Source organism: Streptomyces sp. NPDC050549 (assembly GCF_040655035.1).
Classification (GTDB): domain Bacteria; phylum Actinomycetota; class Actinomycetes; order Streptomycetales; family Streptomycetaceae; genus Streptomyces.
Genome location: NZ_JBFAJD010000048.1, coordinates 13695 through 33616 on the forward strand (window position 1 = coordinate 13695; position 19922 = coordinate 33616).

Annotated in this window: 17 protein-coding genes; 12 read left to right on the plus strand and 5 right to left on the minus strand. The window is 70.8% G+C overall.

What is annotated here, in order from left to right; genetic code table 11:
- Positions 1 to 3 precede the first annotated feature (3 nt).
- The 4 genes from AB0I51_RS41755 to AB0I51_RS41770 form a co-directional block, all read right to left on the minus strand.
- Positions 4 to 1650 (minus strand): PucR family transcriptional regulator ligand-binding domain-containing protein, encoded by a 1647-nt coding sequence (locus AB0I51_RS41755; RefSeq protein WP_362983618.1) that lies wholly within the window; start codon positions 1648 to 1650, stop codon positions 4 to 6.
- Between the two features lie 44 nt (positions 1651 to 1694).
- A complete protein-coding gene (locus AB0I51_RS41760) occupies positions 1695 to 3077 on the minus strand; it encodes an FAD-binding oxidoreductase (RefSeq protein ID WP_362983620.1) in 1383 nt (460 codons plus the stop codon).
- A 176-nt stretch (positions 3078 to 3253) separates the two neighbouring features.
- Positions 3254 to 3469, minus strand: a complete 216-nt coding sequence (locus AB0I51_RS41765) for a DUF6243 family protein (protein WP_362983621.1) — start codon at positions 3467 to 3469, stop codon at positions 3254 to 3256.
- Positions 3470 to 3527: 58 nt separating this feature from the next.
- Complete coding sequence (locus AB0I51_RS41770) at positions 3528 to 5330, minus strand: glycoside hydrolase family 15 protein (protein WP_362983700.1); 1803 nt, start codon at positions 5328 to 5330, stop codon at positions 3528 to 3530.
- A 458-nt stretch (positions 5331 to 5788) separates the two neighbouring features.
- On the opposite strand from AB0I51_RS41770, the gene AB0I51_RS41775 reads away from it, so the two are divergent.
- The 12 genes from AB0I51_RS41775 to AB0I51_RS41830 all read left to right on the plus strand — a co-directional run bounded on the left by AB0I51_RS41775 (position 5789) and on the right by AB0I51_RS41830 (position 19232).
- Positions 5789 to 7438: a CTP synthase gene (locus AB0I51_RS41775; protein ID WP_362983623.1), complete on the plus strand. Its 1650-nt coding sequence runs from the start codon at positions 5789 to 5791 to the stop codon at positions 7436 to 7438.
- A gap of 110 nt (positions 7439 to 7548) precedes the next feature.
- On the plus strand, positions 7549 to 8175 hold the full coding sequence (locus tag AB0I51_RS41780; RefSeq protein WP_362983625.1) for an NUDIX hydrolase: 627 nt from the start codon (positions 7549 to 7551) through the stop codon (positions 8173 to 8175).
- Between the two features lie 182 nt (positions 8176 to 8357).
- Entirely contained in the window at positions 8358 to 10424 is a 2067-nt protein-coding gene (locus AB0I51_RS41785) for a tetratricopeptide repeat protein (RefSeq protein WP_362983627.1), read from the plus strand.
- A 142-nt stretch (positions 10425 to 10566) separates the two neighbouring features.
- Entirely contained in the window at positions 10567 to 11682 is a 1116-nt protein-coding gene (gene ald, locus AB0I51_RS41790; protein ID WP_362983702.1) for an alanine dehydrogenase, read from the plus strand.
- A 414-nt stretch (positions 11683 to 12096) separates the two neighbouring features.
- Entirely contained in the window at positions 12097 to 13233 is a 1137-nt protein-coding gene (locus AB0I51_RS41795; RefSeq protein WP_078532803.1) for a ParA family protein, read from the plus strand.
- Positions 13230 to 13769, plus strand: coding sequence for a hypothetical protein (locus tag AB0I51_RS41800; RefSeq protein ID WP_362983704.1), 540 nt, complete (start codon positions 13230 to 13232; stop codon positions 13767 to 13769). Before AB0I51_RS41795 ends, AB0I51_RS41800 begins: the two co-directional genes overlap by 4 nt.
- Positions 13770 to 13787: 18 nt before the next feature.
- Positions 13788 to 14759 (plus strand): segregation/condensation protein A, encoded by a 972-nt coding sequence (locus AB0I51_RS41805; protein ID WP_362983629.1) that lies wholly within the window; start codon positions 13788 to 13790, stop codon positions 14757 to 14759.
- Positions 14756 to 15412 carry an SMC-Scp complex subunit ScpB gene (scpB, locus tag AB0I51_RS41810; protein WP_362983631.1) on the plus strand — a complete coding sequence of 219 codons (657 nt, stop codon included), beginning with the start codon at positions 14756 to 14758 and terminating at the stop codon, positions 15410 to 15412. The genes AB0I51_RS41805 and scpB overlap by 4 nt, the downstream gene beginning before the upstream one ends.
- Complete coding sequence (locus tag AB0I51_RS41815; RefSeq protein WP_362983633.1) at positions 15412 to 16599, plus strand: pseudouridine synthase; 1188 nt, start codon at positions 15412 to 15414, stop codon at positions 16597 to 16599. The genes scpB and AB0I51_RS41815 overlap by 1 nt, the downstream gene beginning before the upstream one ends.
- A 132-nt stretch (positions 16600 to 16731) precedes the next feature.
- Entirely contained in the window at positions 16732 to 17460 is a 729-nt protein-coding gene (locus AB0I51_RS41820; protein ID WP_362983635.1) for an NUDIX domain-containing protein, read from the plus strand.
- Positions 17457 to 18479, plus strand: a complete 1023-nt coding sequence (locus AB0I51_RS41825) for an ADP-ribosylglycohydrolase family protein (RefSeq protein WP_362983637.1) — start codon at positions 17457 to 17459, stop codon at positions 18477 to 18479. The genes AB0I51_RS41820 and AB0I51_RS41825 overlap by 4 nt, the downstream gene beginning before the upstream one ends.
- A gap of 3 nt (positions 18480 to 18482) precedes the next feature.
- The gene (locus AB0I51_RS41830; RefSeq protein ID WP_362983639.1) at positions 18483 to 19232 is read left to right on the plus strand and encodes a nucleotidyltransferase domain-containing protein; all 750 of its coding nucleotides are present in this window, start codon (positions 18483 to 18485) and stop codon (positions 19230 to 19232) included.
- On the opposite strand, the gene AB0I51_RS41835 is transcribed toward AB0I51_RS41830, so the two are convergent.
- Positions 19158 to 19901, minus strand: coding sequence for a nucleotidyltransferase domain-containing protein (locus tag AB0I51_RS41835; RefSeq protein WP_362983641.1), 744 nt, complete (start codon positions 19899 to 19901; stop codon positions 19158 to 19160). The two genes, AB0I51_RS41830 and AB0I51_RS41835, sit on opposite strands and share 75 nt — an antisense overlap.
- Positions 19902 to 19922 lie beyond the last annotated feature (21 nt).

The following is a 19922-nucleotide window of genomic DNA, read 5'->3' on the forward strand; positions in this document are numbered from 1 at the left end:
GTCCTAGGGCACGAGCCTGCGGGCCCGCAGCGCGAGGCTCAACGCCAGTACCGTCTGCGGGTCTTCGAGGTCGGTGCCCAGCAACTCCCCGATGCGGGCGAGCCTGTTGTAGAGCGTCTGCCGGTTGAGATGCAGTTCGCGGGCCGTCTCCGCTTTGCGGCCCGCGTGCGCCAAGTACGTTTCCAGGGTGGGCAGCAGGGGCGGCTTGGAGCGGCTGTCGTGGTCGCGGAGCGGGCCGATCGCGCGGCCCACGAAGGCCGCCAGGTCGGGATGGTCGCGCAGCCGCCACAGCAGCAGTTCGATGTCCAGGCGCCGGGCGTCGTACCAGGGGCGGTCGGACAGGCCCTGAGCCGCCGTCGCCGTCTCGGCCGCGTGCCGCAGGCCCGCCGACGCCGCCGCCCAGCCGCCGGCCACCCCGACGACCACGATCGGTGGCTGTGCGCCCGGGCGTTGCATCCCGGCCCGCTCCACGCCCGCCCGCAGCGCCGCGGCGACCCGGTCCGCGACCGCCGACCGCTCCGACTCCGAGCGCAGACCGAGCAGGAGGGGGACGCGGCCCTCGACCGGTCGTACGCCCAGCAGGACCGGGACCCCCACCGAGGCCAGCTCCTCGGCGACCGCGCGGGCCAGGACCGCCCAGCCGCCGCCGGGCGCGGCCAGCGCGTCGCCGAGGCGCATCACCACGGGCAGCAGCGGGCTGGTGCCGGGCTTGAAGCCCAGTACGCGGGCCTGGGCCGGGGCGTCCTCGGCGGCGATGCGGCCCTCGGCGAGGTCGGTGAGGAAGTCGCCGCGTCCGCGGGCCGCCAGCTCCTCCTCCTGGCGCGCCTGCATCAGGACCACGGCGAGGATGCCCGCGGCCCGTTCGGCGGCGATGCGGTGCACCGGGGCGAGCGGCGCCCGCACCGGAAGCAGCACGATCCGCGCCCGCACCGAACCCGTGCCGGGACCGCCGCCGGGCACGTCCACCAGCACCGAACCGGCGGGCGGAGAGCCGTCCTTGTGCTGGCCGCGCAGCCCCTCCCACACCTGGAGCGGGTCGGCGCCCTCGGGCCCGGACCCGGCGGCGTAGAGGAGTTGGCCGTCCGGGGTCTCCAGGAAGACCGGGTTGCCGCTGAAGTCGGCCAGGATGCCCAGGACCTGGGGGATGCCACCGCCGCCGAGCAGGGCCTCCGTGCAGCGGCGGTGGACCTCCTCGGCCTGTTGGAGCAGCGCGTAGTGGCCGTTGACGATCTCGGTGTGGATCTCCTCCGTGACCGCCACGAACGGCACCTCGCGATGCAGCTGGACGAGGGGGAGACCGGTCGCGCGCGCCGTCTCGACGAGGGTGGCGGGGAGACGGGTGAAACGCGGGCCGAGTTCGACGACCAGGGCCGCGATGCCCCGCTCGGCGAGTGTGCGGACGAAGGCGCGCTGTTCCGCCGGGCGGGTGCCGAGGCCGTAACCCGTGGTCAGGAGCAGTTCGCCGCCCTTGAGGAGGGAGGCGATGTTCGGGACCTCGCCCGCGTGCACCCACCGTACGGTCCGCTGCAGCCGGTCGGCGCCCGCCAGGATCTCCGGCAGGCCGCTGCGCAGCCCGGGCAGCTCCAGCGCCCGCTGAACGGTGATCCCGGCGCCCTGGCTGTCGAATGTGCTGTCCGTACGGCTGTCCATGGGGCGGACGCTACCTGCGCGGATGCCCTCGGCACACCTCGGCGCTAGGCAGGCGCGATGTTGTGGTTGAAGCGGAAGACGTTGTCGGGGTCGTACTCCCGCTTCACCGCCGCGAGCCGTCGGGTGTTCTCCGCACCCAGCCCCGCCGTCACGCGGTCCGTGCCCTCGTCGCCGATGAAGTTGAGGTAGGCCGCGCCGGTGCTCCAGGGCCGGACCCGGGCGCGGACGTCCCTGACCCACGCGACGCAGCGTTCGTCGTCCGCCGGGTCCTCCCACATGCCGAAGGGGTGCACGGCCCAGGGCGCGTTCCGGAACGGCAGCGGGAACCCGGCGGGCCCGGACGCGATCGCGCCGCCCTGGGGGAACAGCACGTGCTGGGTGCCCGTGGGGACCGGCATGCTCTCGCCGAGGGCGCAGAAGACGTCCGTGAACTCGTCGGGCGCGCCGCCCAGATACTCGGCCGACCAGTAGTTCCGCATACCCGCCGGATCGTCGAACATCGTCTGGAACGTGGCGTAGGGCAGCGCGGTGACGATCTCGATCTCGTGCGGCAGGGCCAGCAGCGGCTGGGCGAGCTTGCGCATGTCCTCCTCGGCACCGGCGTAGGTGATCAGCGCGCCGCACAGCCGCTTGCCGACCAGGTGCTCGGGGACGAACTCCTCGGGCGGGGCGGTCAGATAGATGACGCCGCCGCCCGCCTCCTGCGGGCCGGTCTCGATGATCTCGCGGTAGGTGCGGACGACGTCGGGGCCGTGCTCGGGCTCGTACATCACCATGGCGATGGAGAACTCGGGCAGCTCGTGCAGTCTCAGGGTGAGCGCGGTGGCGATGCCGAAGTTCCCGCCGCCGCCGTGCAGTGCCCAGAACAGCTCGGGGTTCTCCTCGGCGCGCGCGTGGACCACGGTCGCGTCGGCGGTCACCAGGTCGACGCCGAGCAGGTTGTCGGAGGCGAGACCGAAGGCGCGGTCCAGCCAGCCGGTGCCGCCGCCCAGGACGAAGCCGCCGACCCCGGTGGTGGAGACCCGGCCGCCGGTGGTCGTGAGACCGTGTTCCTGGGTAGCGCCGTCCAGTTCGCTCATGGTGGCGCCGCCCGCGATCCGTACCGCCCGGGCCGCCGGGTGCACGGTCACCTCGCGCATATGGCGCAGGTCCACGACGAGCGCCCCGTCGCCCAGTGCCATGCCCGCGACGCTGTGGCCGCCGCCGCGCACCGCGATCGGCAGATCCAGTTCGCGCCCGAAGCGCACCGCCCGTACGACATCGGCCTCGTCCACGCACTGGGCGATCACGGCGGGACGCCGGTCGATCATCGCGTTGAAGACGACACGGGCGTCGTCGTAACCCTGATCCCCCGGGGCGAACACGTCGCCGACCAGATCCTCGCGCAACGCGGCAAGAGCCGCGCCCGCCGTCGAGAGGGAAGCCATGGCCGCCCTCCTTTCAGGAAGGGGCTTTTGTCCGCTTCCAGCCTAGGCGGGTGAGGCGCGGCGGTCGCGCCGGGCCGCCACACGTCACCGGACCGTAAGGGCCGGCCGCCGTACGCCCCGTACGGCAGCAGGGCCCGGACCGTGAGTCGCGGTCCGGGCCCTGCTGCTGAGGCGTGTCAGCTCTTTGCGGTGTCGTCGCCGGCCTGTCCGGCGGCCTCGGCCGCGGCTGCCTTCTCGCGCATCTTGCGCACGAGTTCCGCCTTCTGGTCGGCCGCACCCTGGCGGTCGAGGTTGCGGTGCGGACCGTGGTTCTGCCGTTCGGCGCGGGACAGCTTCTTGCGCTTGCCGCCGCCCATGCCCACGGGGTTGTTGATGTTCTTGCTCACGGTCATGGTTCTCCCGGTAGTGATGTCAGGTGGTCCACGGGTTCATCACCCCGGCACCGCGGTGTCAGCCGCCGTAGGCCCCCGAAGCCGTCAGCCGCAGCGCCGTGTCGATCAGCGGAACGTGGCTGAAGGCCTGCGGGAAGTTCCCGACCTGGCGTTGCAGGCGCGGGTCCCACTCCTCGGCCAGGAGGCCCAGGTCGTTGCGGAGCGAGAGCAGCTTCTCGAAGAGCTTACGGGCCTCGTCCACGCGACCGATCATCGCGAGGTCGTCCGCCATCCAGAACGAGCAGGCCAGGAACGCGCCCTCGTCGCCGGGGAGGCCGTCGACGCCCTCGTCCGTGCCCGAGGTCGGGTAGCGCAGGATGAAGCCGTCCGGGGTGGACAGTTCGCGCTGGATCGCCTCGATCGTGCCGATCACGCGCTTGTCGTCGGGAGGCAGGAAGCCCATCTGCGGGATGAGCAGCAGCGAGGCGTCCAGCTCCTTCGAGCCGTACGACTGCGTGAAGGTGTTGCGCTCCTTGTCGTAGCCGCGCTCGCACACATCGCGGTGGATGTCGTCGCGCAGCTCGCGCCACTCCTCCAGCGGGCCGTCCGCGTCGCCCGACTCGATCAGCTTGATCGTGCGGTCGACCGCGACCCAGGCCATCACCTTCGAGTGCACGAAGTGTCGGCGCGGGCCGCGCACCTCCCAGATGCCCTCGTCCGGCTCGTCCCAGTGCTTCTCCAGGTAGCGGATCAGCTTGAGTTGGAGGAGGGAGGCGTAGTCGTTGCGGGCCAGGCCCGTCATGTGGGCCAGGTGCAGGGCCTCGGTGACCTCGCCGTAGACGTCGAGCTGGAGCTGGTGCGCGGCGCCGTTGCCGACCCGGACCGGGCCGGAGTTCTCGTAGCCGGGCAGCCAGTCGAGCTCCGCCTCGCCGAGCTCGCGCTCGCCGGCGATGCCGTACATGATCTGCAGGTTCTCCGGGTCGCCGGCCACCGCGCGCAGCAGCCACTCGCGCCAGGCGCGGGCCTCCTCGCGGTAGCCGGTGCGCAGGAGGGAGGAGAGGGTGATGGCCGCGTCGCGGAGCCAGGTGTAGCGGTAGTCCCAGTTGCGGACGCCGCCGATCTCCTCCGGGAGGGAGGTGGTGGGCGCGGCGACGATGCCGCCCGTCGGGGCGTACGTGAGGGCCTTGAGCGTGATCAGGGAGCGGACCACGGCCTCGCGGTAGGGGCCGTGGTACGTGCACTGGTCGACCCACTCGCGCCAGAAGTCCTCCGTCGCCTCCAGCGACTGCTCCGGCTCGGGGAGCGGCGGCGGCTGCTTGTGCGAGGGCTCCCAGGAGATGGTGAACGCGATGCGGTCACCCGGCGCGACGGTGAAGTCGGCGTATGTGGTGAGCTGCTTGCCGTAGGTCTCCGCGGATGTGTCGAACCACACGGAGTCGGGGCCCGCGACGGCGACCGTGCGGCCCTCGTGCTTGTGCACCCAGGGGACGACCCGGCCGTAGGAGAAACGCATCCGGAGGGCCGAGCGCATCGGGACGCGGCCGGAGATGCCCTCGACGATGCGGATCAGCTGGGGGGCGCCGTCGCGAGGGGGCATGAAATCGGTCACGCGGACCGTACCCCGCGGGGTGTCCCACTCGGATTCCAGGATGAGCGAGTCGCCGCGGTAGCCGCGCCGGGCCGCCCTCGGTGGCGGCGCGTCGGAGGCGTGGGCCGGGCCCAGCCGCCAGAAGCCGTGTTCCTCTGTGCCCAGCAGACCGGCGAAGATGGCATGGGAGTCGAAGCGGGGCAGGCAGAGCCAGTCCACCGTGCCGTCCCGGCAGACCAGGGCAGCGGTCTGCATGTCTCCGATGAGTGCGTAATCTTCGATGCGCCCGGCCACGTGCAACTCCAGTCGAACGGCCACGTCGCCCCTCAGAAAAGGGGCGGTCGCTGTGTGCGGTCAAGGGATCGTTTGTAGTGCGTCGTTGAGCCATGAAGCAAATGGCGGTCGTCGCTCAACGGACTGACGAGCTCTCGTTGTTCCGGGGAATACGGGCGGGGGTGGTGCCGTGTTCCGGACCGGCTCGGCAGCGAGTGTCCGAGCAGGATACGACGCACGTAGATGATCTGTGTGCCGCTCTCGCCAACGGACCTGGGCCGAACGGGTGAGCAACGGGTGAGAAGCACGTAACCGGGGCGCGTCTGTGTCGACGCGAGTGACCTGTGTGTCGACGTGAGTGCGGAGCGTGGCCGGAAGCCATCTCGCCCGGGCGCTGATACCCTGGTAGCCCGTGGACCGGTGGGCACAAAACCCCCGACCGCAACTCGAACCGCGACCACGGGAGCCCCCTCTTGGCCATGCCGCCCAAATCCACGACGACCAAGCACATCTTCGTCACCGGGGGTGTCGCCTCCTCGCTCGGCAAGGGCCTCACCGCCTCCAGCCTCGGCATGCTCCTCAAGGCGCGGGGCCTGCGCGTCGTGATGCAGAAGCTCGACCCGTATCTGAACGTCGACCCCGGCACGATGAACCCCTTCCAGCACGGTGAGGTGTTCGTCACCAACGACGGCGCCGAGACCGACCTGGACATCGGCCACTACGAGCGTTTCCTCGACCGCGACCTGGACGGCAGCGCCAACGTCACCACCGGCCAGGTCTACTCGACGGTCATCGCCAAGGAGCGGCGCGGCGAGTACCTGGGCGACACCGTGCAGGTCATCCCGCACATCACCAACGAGATCAAGCACCGCATCCGGCGCATGGCGACCGACGAGGTCGACGTCGTCATCACCGAGGTCGGCGGCACGGTCGGCGACATCGAGTCGCTGCCGTTCCTGGAGACGGTCCGACAGGTCCGCCACGAGGTCGGCCGGGACAACGTGTTCGTGGTCCACATCTCGCTCCTGCCGTACATCGGCCCCTCGGGAGAGCTGAAGACGAAGCCCACCCAGCACTCGGTTGCGGCACTGCGGAACATCGGTATCCAGCCGGACGCGATCGTGCTGCGCTCCGACCGCGAGGTGCCGACCGCGATCAAGCGCAAGATCTCGCTGATGTGCGACGTCGACGAGGCCGCCGTGGTGGCCTGCCCCGACGCCCGCTCGATCTACGACATCCCCAAGACCGTGCACAGCGAGGGCCTGGACGCCTACGTCGTCCGCAAGCTGGACCTGCCCTTCCGCGACGTGGACTGGCGGACCTGGGACGACCTCCTCGACCGCGTCCACAACCCGCTGCACGAGATCAACCTCGCGCTGGTCGGCAAGTACATCGACCTGCCCGACGCCTACCTCTCGGTCACCGAGGCCCTGCGCGCCGGCGGCTTCGCCAACAAGGCCCGCGTGAAGATCAAGTGGGTCACCTCGGACGACTGCAAGACCCCGGCCGGCGCCGCCAAGCAGCTCGGTGACGTCGACGCGATCTGTATCCCCGGCGGCTTCGGCGACCGCGGTGTCTCCGGCAAGGTCGGCGCCATCCAGTACGCCCGCGAGCACAAGATCCCGCTGCTCGGCCTCTGTCTCGGCCTGCAGTGCATCGTGATCGAGGCGGCGCGCAACCTGGCCGGCATCGACGACGCCAACTCCACCGAGTTCGACCCGGCCACCGGCCACCCGGTCATCTCCACCATGGCCGAGCAGCTCGACATCGTCGCCGGCGAGGGCGACATGGGCGGCACCATGCGCCTGGGCATGTACCCGGCCAAGCTCGCCGAGGGCTCCATCGTGCGCGAGGTGTACGACGGCAAGGAATACGTCGAGGAGCGCCACCGCCACCGCTACGAGGTCAACAACGCCTACCGGGCCGAGCTGGAGAAGAAGGCCGGACTCCAGTTCTCCGGCACCTCCCCGGACGGCAAGCTCGTCGAGTACGTCGAGTACCCGCGCGAGGCGCACCCCTACCTCGTCGCCACCCAGGCCCACCCCGAACTGCGCTCCCGGCCGACCCGGCCGCACCCGCTCTTCGCGGGCCTGGTCAAGGCGGCCGTGGCACGCAAGACGGGCAAGTAGTACGAGGGTTGTACGGTGACCGGGGTGCGCGCCTTCAAGAGGTGTGCACCCCGGTTTCCTTTACGTGGTTTTCTTCATGCAGTGCAGGCACGTGCGCGGGAGGACAGGGCATGACCATCAGGGACACCCCGGAGGAGTGGGAGATCCGGGCGACCGCGACCCCCTTCGTCGGCAACAAGACCTCCGTGCGCACCGACGACGTGGTGATGCCAGGTGGCACGGTCGTGCACCGCGACTACCAGGTCCACCCCGGCTCCGTGGGCGTCCTCGCCCTGGACGAGCAGGACCGGGTGCTGCTCATCAAGCAGTACCGCCACCCCGTGCGCCAGAAGCTGTGGGAGATCCCGGCCGGACTCCTCGACGTCCCCGGCGAGAACCCGCTGCACGCAGCCCAGCGCGAGCTGTACGAGGAGGCGCACGTCAAGGCCGAGGACTGGCGGGTGCTGACCGACGTCTACACCACCCCCGGCGGCTGCGACGAGGCCATTCGCATCTTCCTCGCCCGCGATCTCTCCCAGGCCGACGGACAGCGCTTCGAGGTCGAGGACGAGGAGGCCGACATGGAGCACGCGCGTGTGCCCCTCGACGACCTGGTCCGCGGGGTCCTCGCCGGCGAACTGCACAACAACTGTCTCGTCGTCGGCGTCCTCTCCCTGGTCGCCGCCCGGCACGGCGACGGCCTCGACTCGCTGCGTCCCGCCGAGGCGCCGTGGCCCGCGCGTCCTTTCGAGTCCTGAACCCACACCTCATCCTTTCGGCGTCCTTCGGCGTCTTCCTGTGTGACGATCGGCTGATCCGATCGGGGGATGTGCCCGCCGCGCTCCGCACGGTTCGTCGCAGAGCGTGAACTAGGCTCTGGAACTGCCCGATCCGGAGTCCCGGCGGGCTATGCGCGTGCAGTGGGACGGGAGTGTGGCCCGTGACGGATCAGGCGGTGGACACAGATGGCGTGAAGCTGTCCGAGGACACTTCTGCCGAGGGCCAATTCCTGGGCCGTGCAAGAGAGTTGAAGGAGCTGCGGGCCGACATCGAGCGCGCGGGCCTGGACACCATCGCCGGCCGGAAGGCGCCCCGCGCGCGCGTCCTCCTCATCGCGGGCAAGCCCGGCTCGGGGCGCACGGCCCTCGCCGGGGAACTCGTCCGACAGGTCGCTGACCGTTACGACCACGGTGTGCTCCGGGCCCGCCTCAGCGAGCCCGACGGCACCCCCGTCCCCACCGAGCGCACCGCCCGCGAACTGCTCACCGCCCTGGAACTGCCGACCCCGGCCGGAGCCTCCGAGGACGACCTCTCGGACATCCTGCGCGCCGCCCTCGCCGACCGGCGGGCACTGCTCCTGCTCGACGACGCGGCCGACGCCGAACAGGTCGACGCGCTCCTTCCGGACACCCCGGACTGCCTGGTCGTCGCCGTCTCCGGCGGCCCGCTCACCGGTATCGCCGACGTCCGCCCCTGCACCCTGGGCGGCCTCGACACCAAGTCCGCGCTGGAACTGCTCACCCGCTACACCGGCGCGGTCCGCATCACCGTCGATCCGCTCGCGGCCGAGGGCCTGGTCGAGGTCTGCCGGGCCCAGCCCGCCGCGCTGACCCTGGCCGGCGGCTGGCTCGCCGCCCGCCCGCAGGCCGCCGTGGCGGACCTCGCCAAGCATGTGCACACCGAGAGCGACGAGGGCACCCCGCTGAGCCGCGTCTTCCGGCTCGTCCACGGCTCGCTGCCCAGCCCAGCCGCCCGGATACTGCGACTGCTCTCCCTCGCCCCGGCCGGCCTGGTCGACCCGCAGACCGCCTCCGCGCTGGCCGGCTGCTCCGTCAACGGCGCCCGCGCCGCCCTGGACGACTTCGTCACCGCGGGCCTGCTGCGTGCCCTGGACTCCCCGCTGCCGCAGTACGAGGTCCCCGGCTGCCTCCAGCCCCTGCTGCGCGCCCTCGCCGAGGCCCAGGACCGCCCGGCCGAACTCCAGCTCGCCCGCGCCCGCATGCTGGAGCGGACCGTACGGCTGCTCCAGTCCTGCCGTGCCATCACGGAGACCGAGAGCCCCCAGGCCCGCGAGAAACTCCTCGGCATGCCCAGCTCGCTGCGCTTTCCCAACCCCCGGGCCGCCGCCGACTGGCTGCGTCTCAGCCAGCCCGCCCTGCTGGCCTCCGCCCGGCTCGCGGTCGCCGACGGCGAACTCGACACGCTGGCCCGCCGGTTGATGTCCCAGCTGGTGCGCGCGCTGGTCGCCCACTTCGGCACCCAGGCCGTTGCCCCCGAGCTCTACGGCATCCACCGCCTCGTCCTCGACGTGGCCGAGCGGCGGAACCTGCCCCGGGAGAAGGCCGCCGCGCTGCTGAACCTCGCCGATCTGGACGCGCAGACCGGCCGTACGACCGAGGCACTGGCCCGCTACCGGGCCGCGCTGGACGCCGGACGCGAAGCGAATGACCCGTACGCGACCGGCCGCGCGATGGAATCCGTAGGCGGCGCGCACCAGGAGCTCGGCGACTACGACCGGGCCGCGGACTGGTTCGGCCGCGCGCTGGCCCAGCGGCTCGCCCGGGACGAGCGCGCGGAGGCGGCCCGGCTGTACGGCCGGATCGGCGCCGCGCACACCTACGCGGGCCGTTACGGCGAGGCACTGAGGAACTGGCGGGCGGCCGTCGCCGGGTACCGCAAGAGCGGCGATGTGCCCGCCCAGGCACGGGCGTTGAGCGAGCTGGCCCGGGTTCAGGAGTACGCGGGCCGCCCCGAGGAGTCGCTGCTCACCTGTCACGAGGCCGTCGAGTGGGCGCGCCGCGCGGAGGACGTACGGCTGCAGGCGGCGCTGCAGCTGCGGCTGGCCGACACCCTCGACCGGCTGGGCGATCCGGCGTCCGCCGCGCTGCACCGCGGGACGGCCGAGCGGATGCTCGGCGAGGAGCTCCAGGAGGGTGATCCCGCCCCCGAATCTCTGGAACATGACGCTAACGCCTGCGAAATCCGTAGTACATCCGCGGAAGATTGATGCATTGAAAGGCTAGACACCGAGAACGCCTTCATTAAACTGGCTCTGCCGCACCTTCTCCTGCGGTCTCCCGGTGCGCTCACGCATGTCCGGGTATGAGATGCATTGCCCCACACCCTCTGAGCCAAGGACCGTGATCGACGTGAAGGTCGGCATCCCCCGCGAGGTCAAGAACAACGAGTTCCGGGTGGCCATCACACCCGCCGGCGTGCACGAGCTGGTGCGCCACGGCCACCAGGTCGTCATCGAGCAGAACGCCGGCGTCGGCTCCTCGATCCTGGACGACGAGTACGTGGCGGCGGGCGCGAAGATCCTCGCCACCGCCGACGAGGTCTGGGCCACCGCCGACCTGCTGCTCAAGGTCAAGGAGCCCATCGCCGAGGAGTACCACCGCCTCCGCAAGGACCAGACGCTCTTCACCTACCTGCACCTGGCCGCCTCCAAGGAGTGCACCGACGCGCTCATCGAGTCCGGCACCACCGCGATCGCCTACGAGACCGTCGAGCTGCCCGGCCGCGCCCTGCCGCTGCTCGCCCCGATGTCCGAGGTCGCGGGCCGCCTCGCCCCGCAGGTCGGCGCCTACCACCTGATGCGCTCGGTCGGCGGCCGCGGTGTGCTCCCCGGCGGTGTCCCCGGCACCCAGCCCGCGCGGGCCGTCGTCATCGGCGGCGGTGTCTCCGGCTGGAACGCCACGCAGATCGCCGTCGGCATGGGCTTCCACGTCACGCTGCTCGACCGCGACATCAACAAGCTCCGCGAGGCCGACAAGGTCTTCGGCACCAAGGTCCGGGCGATCATGTCCAACTCCTTCGAGCTGGAGAAGGCCGTCCTGGACGCCGACCTCGTCATCGGCGCGGTGCTCATCCCGGGCGCCAAGGCCCCGAAGCTGGTCACCAACGAACTCGTGTCGCGGATGAAGCCCGGAAGTGTGCTTGTCGACATCGCGATCGACCAGGGCGGCTGCTTCGAGGACTCGCGTCCGACCACTCACGCCGAGCCGACCTTCCCGGTCCACGACTCGGTCTTCTACTGCGTCGCCAACATGCCCGGCGCGGTGCCGAACACGTCCACCTACGCGCTCACCAACGCCACGCTCCCGTACATCGTGGAGCTCGCGAACCGCGGCTGGGCCGAGGCGCTGCGACGTGATCCTGCTCTCGCCAAGGGCCTCAACACCCATGACGGCAAGGTGATTTACCGCGAGGTCGCGGAGGCGCACGGACTGGAGCACGTCGAGCTGGAGAGCCTGCTCGGCTGACCCTTCGGCCGGCTCTGTCGACTAAGTCACCGTTCAGCAAAAGGCGATACGTCAACACAGGTCGTCAACACCGCACACCCGGCCGGACCTTGCTCGACAGGTCCGGCCGGAAGTGTGTGTATGGTCACTTTGCGGCACTCGGTCAACTCGCGCCGAACATAACCCTTGAACCGATTCGTGCACCGGTGGAACCTGCCGTGCGACTGCCGTACGCCCTTGACAGAGGGATGTTTCATTGCCGACACATCGGGCCGGGTCCGGCGGATTGTGTTGCTGCGAACACCCGACACGCCATAGAGTCGCCAACCGTCGGCATGGTGCCACGCTGACCTATCGAGAAGTTCCCTGGTCACCAAGGAGGTAAGACGACTTGTGAATGAGTCGACATTTTCTCCCGGGGGTGGTCAACCAGGAATGCCGGCAAGGGGCCAGGAGCCCGCGGGGTTCGAGGCTGTCGGCTCCGTCGCTGTGCGCACCTTCGCAGCCCACCAGGGTCACCACAAGCCAGGGGTGACCCAGCCAGCACACCAGAGCATGGATGGCCATCACGTGAACGCCATGGCCGGCGACGGAAGGGGCGCGCCCCACAACCATTTCGCCGACTACGACGAACTGCCCGACGGGCACTTCTACGACCCCGACGCCGAGTACGAGCCCGATCCCGAGTACGCGGCCACACTCGCGCCCGACGCCGCCCGCCAGCGCCGTGAGCGCGTGGGCCCGACCGGACGCCCGCTGCCCTACTTCCCGATCCCGGGCCCGCTGACCAGTCACGGCCCCGCGACGATCATCGCGATGTGCAACCAGAAGGGCGGCGTCGGCAAGACCACGTCGACCATCAACCTGGGTGCCGCGCTCGCGGAGTACGGCCGGCGTGTACTGCTCGTCGACTTCGACCCGCAGGGCGCGCTGTCGGTCGGACTGGGCGTCAATCCCATGGAGTTGGACCTCACCGTCTACAACCTGCTCATGGAGCGGGGCATGTCGGCCGACGAGGTGCTCCTCAAGACGGCGGTCCCGAACATGGACTTGCTGCCGAGCAACATCGATCTGTCCGCCGCCGAAGTGCAGTTGGTGAGCGAGGTCGCGCGCGAGTCCACCCTGCAGCGGGCGTTGAAGCCGCTGATGGCCGACTACGACTACATCGTGATCGACTGTCAGCCCTCCCTCGGCCTGCTCACCGTGAACGCCCTGACGGCGGCTCACAAGGTGATCGTGCCGCTGGAGTGCGAGTTCTTCGCGCTGCGCGGTGTCGCGCTGCTGACGGAGACGATCGAGAAGGTCCAGGAGCGCCTCAACCCCGAGTTGGAGCTCGACGGGATCCTCGCCACGATGTACGACTCCCGCACCGTGCACAGCCGTGAGGTCCTCGCGCGCGTGGTCGAGGCGTTCGACGATCACGTCTACCACACGGTCATCGGGCGCACGGTGCGCTTCCCGGAGACCACGGTCGCCGGTGAGCCGATCACCACGTACGCCTCCAACTCCGTCGGTGCCGCCGCCTATCGCCAGCTCGCCAGGGAGGTGCTCGCCCGGTGTCACGCCGAGTGAGTCTGCCGGGGGCCGACGAACTGTTCCGTACGACAGGGGGGATGGCGCTCCAGGCGTCCACCCCCAGGCGCCAGTCCAACGGAGAGGCACGGGTGCCGGCTCCGGCGGGGGAGAGCGACGGTGCCGCCGGGGAGGACGCCCCGCAGTCCGTACCCGCACAGGGCGGTGACGGCGAGGGCGCGGAGCATGTCGCGGCTGATGCGGACGCGGGCGAGTCCCGCAGCCGGGTCGTGGACGGCTCCGTACGACGTCAGGAGGCGCAGGAAGGTTCTGCCGCCGGACAGCCCCGCAAACGCGGCCGACAGCCCGCCCAGCGGCGTCCCAGCGGGCGGGAACGGCACGACGAGAAAATCACCGTGTACGTCTCCGCCGAGGAACTGATGGATCTGGAGCACGCCCGTCTGGTGCTCCGGGGCGAGCACGGCCTCGCGATCGACCGCGGCCGGATCGTGCGCGAGGCGGTCGCCGTCGTCCTGGCCGATCTGGAGTCCCGCGGGGACGCGAGCATTCTCGTACGCCGGCTTCGCGGGCGGTAGCGGTAGCCTGCGGGGGCCATGACCTCGAACGACGCTCCCGCCGCCGGCGCACCCGCCGGACGTCGGCGTGCGCTCGGGAAAGGGCCGGGCACTGCTCCGGAGCCGGAGCCCGAGGCCGTCGTAGAAGAAGTGGTTGTTGAAGACGTCGCGGACGAAGTTGCCGAGGAGCCCGACGACGGGGTCTTCAAGGTGCGGCTCGCCAACTTCGAGGGGCCCTTCGACCTGCTGCTTCAGCTGATCTCGAAGCACAAGCTCGATGTCACCGAGGTGGCGCTGTCCAAGGTCACCGACGAGTTCATGGCGCACATCAGGGCGATGGGGCCTGATTGGGATCTCGATCAGACGACCGAGTTCCTGGTCGTCGCGGCCACCCTGCTGGACCTGAAGGCGGCCCGGCTGCTGCCCGCCGCCGAGGTCGAGGACGAGGCCGACCTGGCGCTGCTGGAGGCCCGGGACCTGCTGTTCGCGCGGCTGCTGCAGTACCGGGCGTACAAGCAGATCGCCGAGATCTTCAACCGGCGTCTCGACGAGGAGGCCCGGCGCTACCCCCGTACCGTCGGGCTCGAACCGCACCACGCCGAGCTGCTGCCCGAGGTGGTCATCAGGATCGGCCCGGAGGGCTTCGCCCGGCTCGCCGTGAAGGCGATGCAGCCCAGGCCCAAGCCGCAGGTGTACGTCGACCACATCCACGCGCCGCTGGTCAGCGTGCAGGAGCAGGCCGGGATCGTGGTGGCGCGGCTGCGGGAGCTCGGCGAGGCCAGCTTCAGCGTGCTCGTCGACGACACCGACGACACCCTGACCGTCGTGGCGAGGTTCCTGGCGCTGCTGGAGCTGTACCGGGAGAAGGCCGTCGCCCTCGACCAGGAGACCGCGCTCGGTGATCTGATCGTGCGCTGGACGGGCGGGGAGGGGGAAGCCGGGCCCGTGGTCACGGACGAGTTCGACCGGCCGCCCGAGGTGCCCAAGGAGACCAAGGAGGAGTCGGCGTGAGCGAGGAGACCACGGGCGTACCGGCGAGCCCGTCCGCCGTCGCGGAACTCGACCTCAAGCCCGCCCTGGAGGCCGTCCTCATGGTCGTGGACGAGCCCGCGACCGAGGAACACCTCGCGAAAATACTCCAGCGGCCCAAACGGCGGATCGCGGACGCGCTGCGCGAGCTGGCCGACGAGTACACCGTCCAGGGGCGCGGTTTCGAGCTGCGGCTGATCGCCGGGGGCTGGCGTTTCTACTCCCGCCCGGAGTACGCCCCGGCCGTCGAGGGCTTCGTCCTGGACGGCCAGCAGGCCCGGCTCACCCAGGCCGCGCTGGAGACCCTGGCGGTCGTCGCGTACCGCCAGCCGGTCAGCCGCAGCAGGGTCTCGATGGTCCGCGGAGTCAACTGCGACGGTGTGATGCGCACCCTGTTGCAGCGGGGTCTGGTCGAGGAGGCGGGCACGGAACCCGAAACAGGTGCGATCCTGTACGTGACGACGAACTACTTTCTGGAGCGGATGGGCCTGCGAGGCCTGGACGAGCTCCCGGAGCTCGCGCCCTTCCTCCCTGAGGCCGAGGCGATCGAGGCGGAGACGCTGGAAGGGGTCCCGTCGTTCGATCCGGATGCACCGGATGCAGATGCAGACGACACGACGACGACGGAACTTTGATGCGAAGCAGTGGCAGTGGCAGCGGTAGTGGCAGGAACAGCGGGCGCGGCAACCCCCGCGGGACCGGCGGGGGCGGCAATCCCCGTGGTTCCGGCGCGGGCGGCAGCTCCCGGGGTTCCGGTGCGGGCAACTCCCGCGGGAGCGGCGGGGGCGGCTCCCAGCCGAGGGGCGCGGGCGGCGCAGGAGGGCGAGACGACCGGCCGAAGCGCGCCGGAAAGCCGCGTCCCGAGGAGCGGCGCTACGACGTAGGCCCCACGGGATCCCACGAAGGCCCCAAGTCAGGGCGCGGTGCCGCCGCGCGAGGCGGTGCCAAGGGCGGCCCCAAGCAGGGCCAGGGCACCGGCCGCGGGCGCTGGGCGCCGGCAACCTCGCGGGAGTACGACGCGCGGGCCGAGGAGCGCAACCGGGAGCGGTACGCGGGCAAGAAGGACGTGAAGCTGCCCAAGACCTTCCCGGGCGCCGAGCAGGAGGGCGAGCGGCTGCAGAAGGTCCTCGCGCGCGCGGGCTACGGCTCGCGGCGCTCCTGCGAGGAGCTGATCGAGCAGTCCCGCGTCGAGGTCAACGGCGAGATCGTGGTCGAGCAGGGGTTGCGCGTCGACCCCGAGCACGACGAGATCAAGGTCGACGGGCTGACGGTGGCGACGCAGTCGTACCAGTTCTTCTCGCTGAACAAGCCTGCCGGTGTCGTCGCCACGATGGAGGACCCCGAGGGCCGGCAGTGCCTCGGCGACTACGTCACCAACCGCGAGACGCGTCTCTTCCACGTCGGGCGGCTCGATACCGAGACCGAGGGTGTGATCCTGCTCACGAACCACGGCGAGCTGGCGCACCGGCTGACCCACCCCAAGTACGGCGTGAAGAAGACCTACCTCGCGCACATCGTGGGACCGATCCCGCGCGATCTGGGCAAGCGGCTGAAGGACGGCATCCAGCTGGAGGACGGGTACGCGCGCGCGGACCACTTCCGGGTGGTCGAGCAGACCGGCAAGAACTACCTGGTCGAGGTGACCCTCCACGAGGGCCGCAAGCACATCGTCCGCCGCATGCTCGCGGAGGCCGGCTTCCCGGTCGACAAGCTGGTGCGGGTCTCCTTCGGCCCGATCACCCTGGGCGACCAGAAGTCGGGCTGGCTGCGACGGCTGTCGAACACGGAGGTCGGCATGCTGATGCAGGAAGTCGATCTCTAGACACAGGGTTTGGGCGCGGCCGGTTCCGGAGTTTCTCCGGGGCCGGCCGTTTCGTTTTCGTCGTGCGCGGGGGTTGTGCGGCACTACGGTCGCTCTTTATAGTCGAAGTGACTATTAACGGGATGGACCACCATGACCGCAACACCGGCCTACGACAAGTACGCCTTCGAACCCTTCGCCGTCACCGCCGACCTCGCCGTCCTCACGATCCGGGCCGGCGCCCTGCACGTCCTGCTCGTCGAGCGCGGACAGGAGCCGTACGCCGGACACTGGGCGCTCCCCGGCGGCTTCGTGGCGCCCGACGAGTCCGCGGAGACGGCCGCCCGGCGTGAACTCGCCGAGGAGACCGGCCTGTCGGACGTCTCCGGGCTGCACCTGGAGCAGCTGCGCACCTACAGTGAGCCCGACCGCGACCCCCGGATGCGGGTCGTCACCGTCGCCTTCGCCGCGCTGCTGCCCGACCCGCCCGAACCGCGTGCGGGCAGCGACGCGGCGCAGGCCCGCTGGCTGCCGTACGGCAAGCTCGGGCCGCTCGCCTTCGACCACGACCGGATTCTGGCCGACGCGCACGAACGGGTGGGCGCCAAGCTGGAGTACAGCTCCCTCGCCACCGCCTTCTGCCCGCCCGAGTTCACGCTCGGGGAGCTCCAGCAGGTCTACGAGACCGTGTGGGGCGCCGAGTTGGACCGCCCCAACTTCCGCCGCAAGGTGCTCGCCACACCGGGTTTCGTCGAACCCGTGCCGGGCGGCGCCAAGTTGACCGGCGGTCGGGGCAAACCGGCCGCGCTGTACCGCGCCGGGACCGCCACCACCCTGTACCCGCCGCTGCTCCGTCCGACCCGGGAAGGAAGCCCCGCATGACCATGACCAGCACCCGCAAGCGCGCTGCCACCGGAGCCCTGACGGGCCTCGCCCTCGGGGACGCGCTGGGCTTCCCCACCGAGTTCAACGCCGTGCCCGACATCCTGGCCAAGTGCGGTCCCTGGCGGGAGATGGAACTGCCGAAGCCGGCGATCGTCACCGACGACACGCAGATGACACTGGCGTTGGGGCGAGGGCTGCGAACCGCCATGGACCGGGGGCTGCTCGGCCCGAAGCGGATGGAGCGGCCGGTGCGCGAGGAGTTCGTGGACTGGTACCTGTCGCCGGAGAACAACCGTGCCCCCGGGCACACCTGCCTCGTCGCCTGCAACCGGCTGAAGGCCGAGGACCGGCTCTGGCAGGACGCCAGCCAGATCGGTTCGAAGGGCTGCGGGGCCAATATGCGCGTTGCGCCGGTCGGGCTCGTCCCCGGCCTGAGTGACGAACAGCGCTCCGGCGCCGCCCAGTTGCAGTCCGCGCTCACCCACGGGCACCCGACCGCACTCGCCGCCTCCGACCTCACCGCGCACGCCGTACGGCTGCTCGCGCAGGGCGCCGAACCGACCGGACTGGTAGGGCTGCTGCGGTCCTACGCCCTGGAGAACCGGACCCGCTACCACCACCGCTGGCTCGGCGACCTGTGGACCCGGAGCCAGGACCCCACGCCCGAGCACTTCATCGCGCGTGGCTGGGACGACTGTCTGGAGATCCTGGACCGCCTTCAGGACGCCGTACGCGCCAACTCCCCGGAGACCGACCCGTGTCTGGCCACCGGTGCGGGCTGGATCGCCGAAGAGGCCCTGGCGACAGGCCTGTTGTGCTTCCTCCTCTTCGTCGAGGAACCCGTGACCGCCCTGCGCCGGGCCGCCTGCACTTCCGGCGACTCGGACTCGATCGCCTGCCTCACCGGGGCCTTCGCGGGCGCGCACCTCGGCGCGGACGCCTGGCCCGACGAGTGGGCGGATCGGATCGAGTACCGGGGCGAGCTGCTGGTGCTCGGGGCGCTCTGGGACGCTTGACCGATGATCGACGCCCTGGACATCGACCTCAGGCCCGTGGTGGCGGAGCAGCCCGACCCGCTGCTCTTCGCCACCGTCTCCGGCGCGCACCTCTACGGCTTCCCGTCCCGCGACTCGGACGTGGACCTCAGGGGAGTGCACCTGCTGCCCGCCGCCGAACTCGTCGGCCTGCGCGAGCCGGACGAGACCCGGTCGAAGATGTGGCTGCGGAACGGCGTCGAGATGGACCTCGTCACCCACGACCTGCGCAAGTTCGTACGGCTGATGCTGCGACGCAACGGCTATGTACTGGAGCAGCTGCTGTCCCCGCTCGTCGTGCACACCACCGACGCCCACCGCGAGCTGGCCGCGCTCGCGCCGGGTGTCCTCACCGGTCATCACGCCCACCACTACCGGGGGTTCGCCACCACCCAGTGGCGGCTGTTCGAGAAGACCGGTGAACTCAAGCCGCTGCTCTACACGTTCCGCGTGCTGCTCACCGGCATCCATCTGATGCGCAGCGGCGAGGTGCAGGCCCATCTGCCCACGCTCGTCGGGGAGGTCGAGGCTCCGTCGTATGTGACGGAGCTGATCGCGGCCAAGGCCGAGCGGGAGCACGGGGCGGCCGATGTGGACCACGCGCGCGTGCGGGCCGACACAGAGCGCCTGCACGGCGAACTGGACGCGGCCCAGGCGGCGTCAGCTCTCCCGGACGCCCCGACTACCTACGACGCCCTGCACGAGTTCGTCGTGCGGGCCCGGCTGGAGGGCTGAGGCGCGGCGGACCCGGACCAGGAAGTCCTCCACACGAGCGCGGTCCGGTTCCGGTGGGAGGGGAGTGCGGGCCGCCGCCTCGTCCGTCTCCGTCGCCAGGCGGGTCATCCACAACTCGACCTCCGGCCACGGGACTTCGCCGCGTTTGACGGACAGCAGCCGTTCGCGCCGGTCTCCGACGTCGATCGTGAGGACGCCCGTGCGGAGCAGGTCGCGGGCGCTCATCAGCAGGCGGAGCAGATGCATCGCGTGCTTCCAGCGAGGGGCGCCGTGCAGGCGGATGTCGGCCTCCAGCTTCCTGCGCTGGCCCAACGCGTAGCGCGTGAACGTCTCGTGGACCTGACGGGAGAGGAACGCGCCGCGCAGGGCGAGGAGTTCACGGCCCGTGTCGTCGACGTGCTCGACATGCGGGGAGTGGAGGCACTCCAGGACGTTGGGGTTGGCGCGCAGGGCCAGTTCGCAGAAGCGCTCCAGCTCCCAGCTGAACTGCTCCTGGGCCGGGCCCTCCACATGCGTCGGCGGCTTCTCGAAGCGCCAGAACAGGGGAGTGGGGGCGAGGAACACGCCTCGGCGGTCGGTGTCGCTGCCCTCCGTCGCCAGGCCGAAGGCGCGCGAACCCATCACACAGGCGTAGACCGTGTGGTCGCGGACCAGGGACTCGGGGTGCATTCCGGGAGCGTACGCGGCCGG

What these genes read in the sequence shown, in the direction of transcription:
- AB0I51_RS41830 (WP_362983639.1), top strand. Translation starts at nt 18,483, where the DNA reads ATGATCGACGCCCTGGACATCGACCTCAGGCCCGTGGTGGCGGAGCAG.
- AB0I51_RS41835 (WP_362983641.1), bottom strand. Translation starts at nt 19,901, where the DNA reads ATGCACCCCGAGTCCCTGGTCCGCGACCACACGGTCTACGCCTGTGTG.
- AB0I51_RS41780 (WP_362983625.1), top strand. Translation starts at nt 7,549, where the DNA reads ATGACCATCAGGGACACCCCGGAGGAGTGGGAGATCCGGGCGACCGCG.
- AB0I51_RS41765 (WP_362983621.1), bottom strand. Translation starts at nt 3,469, where the DNA reads ATGACCGTGAGCAAGAACATCAACAACCCCGTGGGCATGGGCGGCGGC.
- AB0I51_RS41760 (WP_362983620.1), bottom strand. Translation starts at nt 3,077, where the DNA reads ATGGCTTCCCTCTCGACGGCGGGCGCGGCTCTTGCCGCGTTGCGCGAG.
- AB0I51_RS41775 (WP_362983623.1), top strand. Translation starts at nt 5,789, where the DNA reads ATGCCGCCCAAATCCACGACGACCAAGCACATCTTCGTCACCGGGGGT.
- AB0I51_RS41755 (WP_362983618.1), bottom strand. Translation starts at nt 1,650, where the DNA reads ATGGACAGCCGTACGGACAGCACATTCGACAGCCAGGGCGCCGGGATC.
- AB0I51_RS41820 (WP_362983635.1), top strand. Translation starts at nt 16,732, where the DNA reads ATGACCGCAACACCGGCCTACGACAAGTACGCCTTCGAACCCTTCGCC.
- AB0I51_RS41815 (WP_362983633.1), top strand. Translation starts at nt 15,412, where the DNA reads ATGCGAAGCAGTGGCAGTGGCAGCGGTAGTGGCAGGAACAGCGGGCGC.
- AB0I51_RS41805 (WP_362983629.1), top strand. Translation starts at nt 13,788, where the DNA reads ATGACCTCGAACGACGCTCCCGCCGCCGGCGCACCCGCCGGACGTCGG.
- AB0I51_RS41795 (WP_078532803.1), top strand. Translation starts at nt 12,097, where the DNA reads ATGCCGGCAAGGGGCCAGGAGCCCGCGGGGTTCGAGGCTGTCGGCTCC.
- AB0I51_RS41825 (WP_362983637.1), top strand. Translation starts at nt 17,457, where the DNA reads ATGACCATGACCAGCACCCGCAAGCGCGCTGCCACCGGAGCCCTGACG.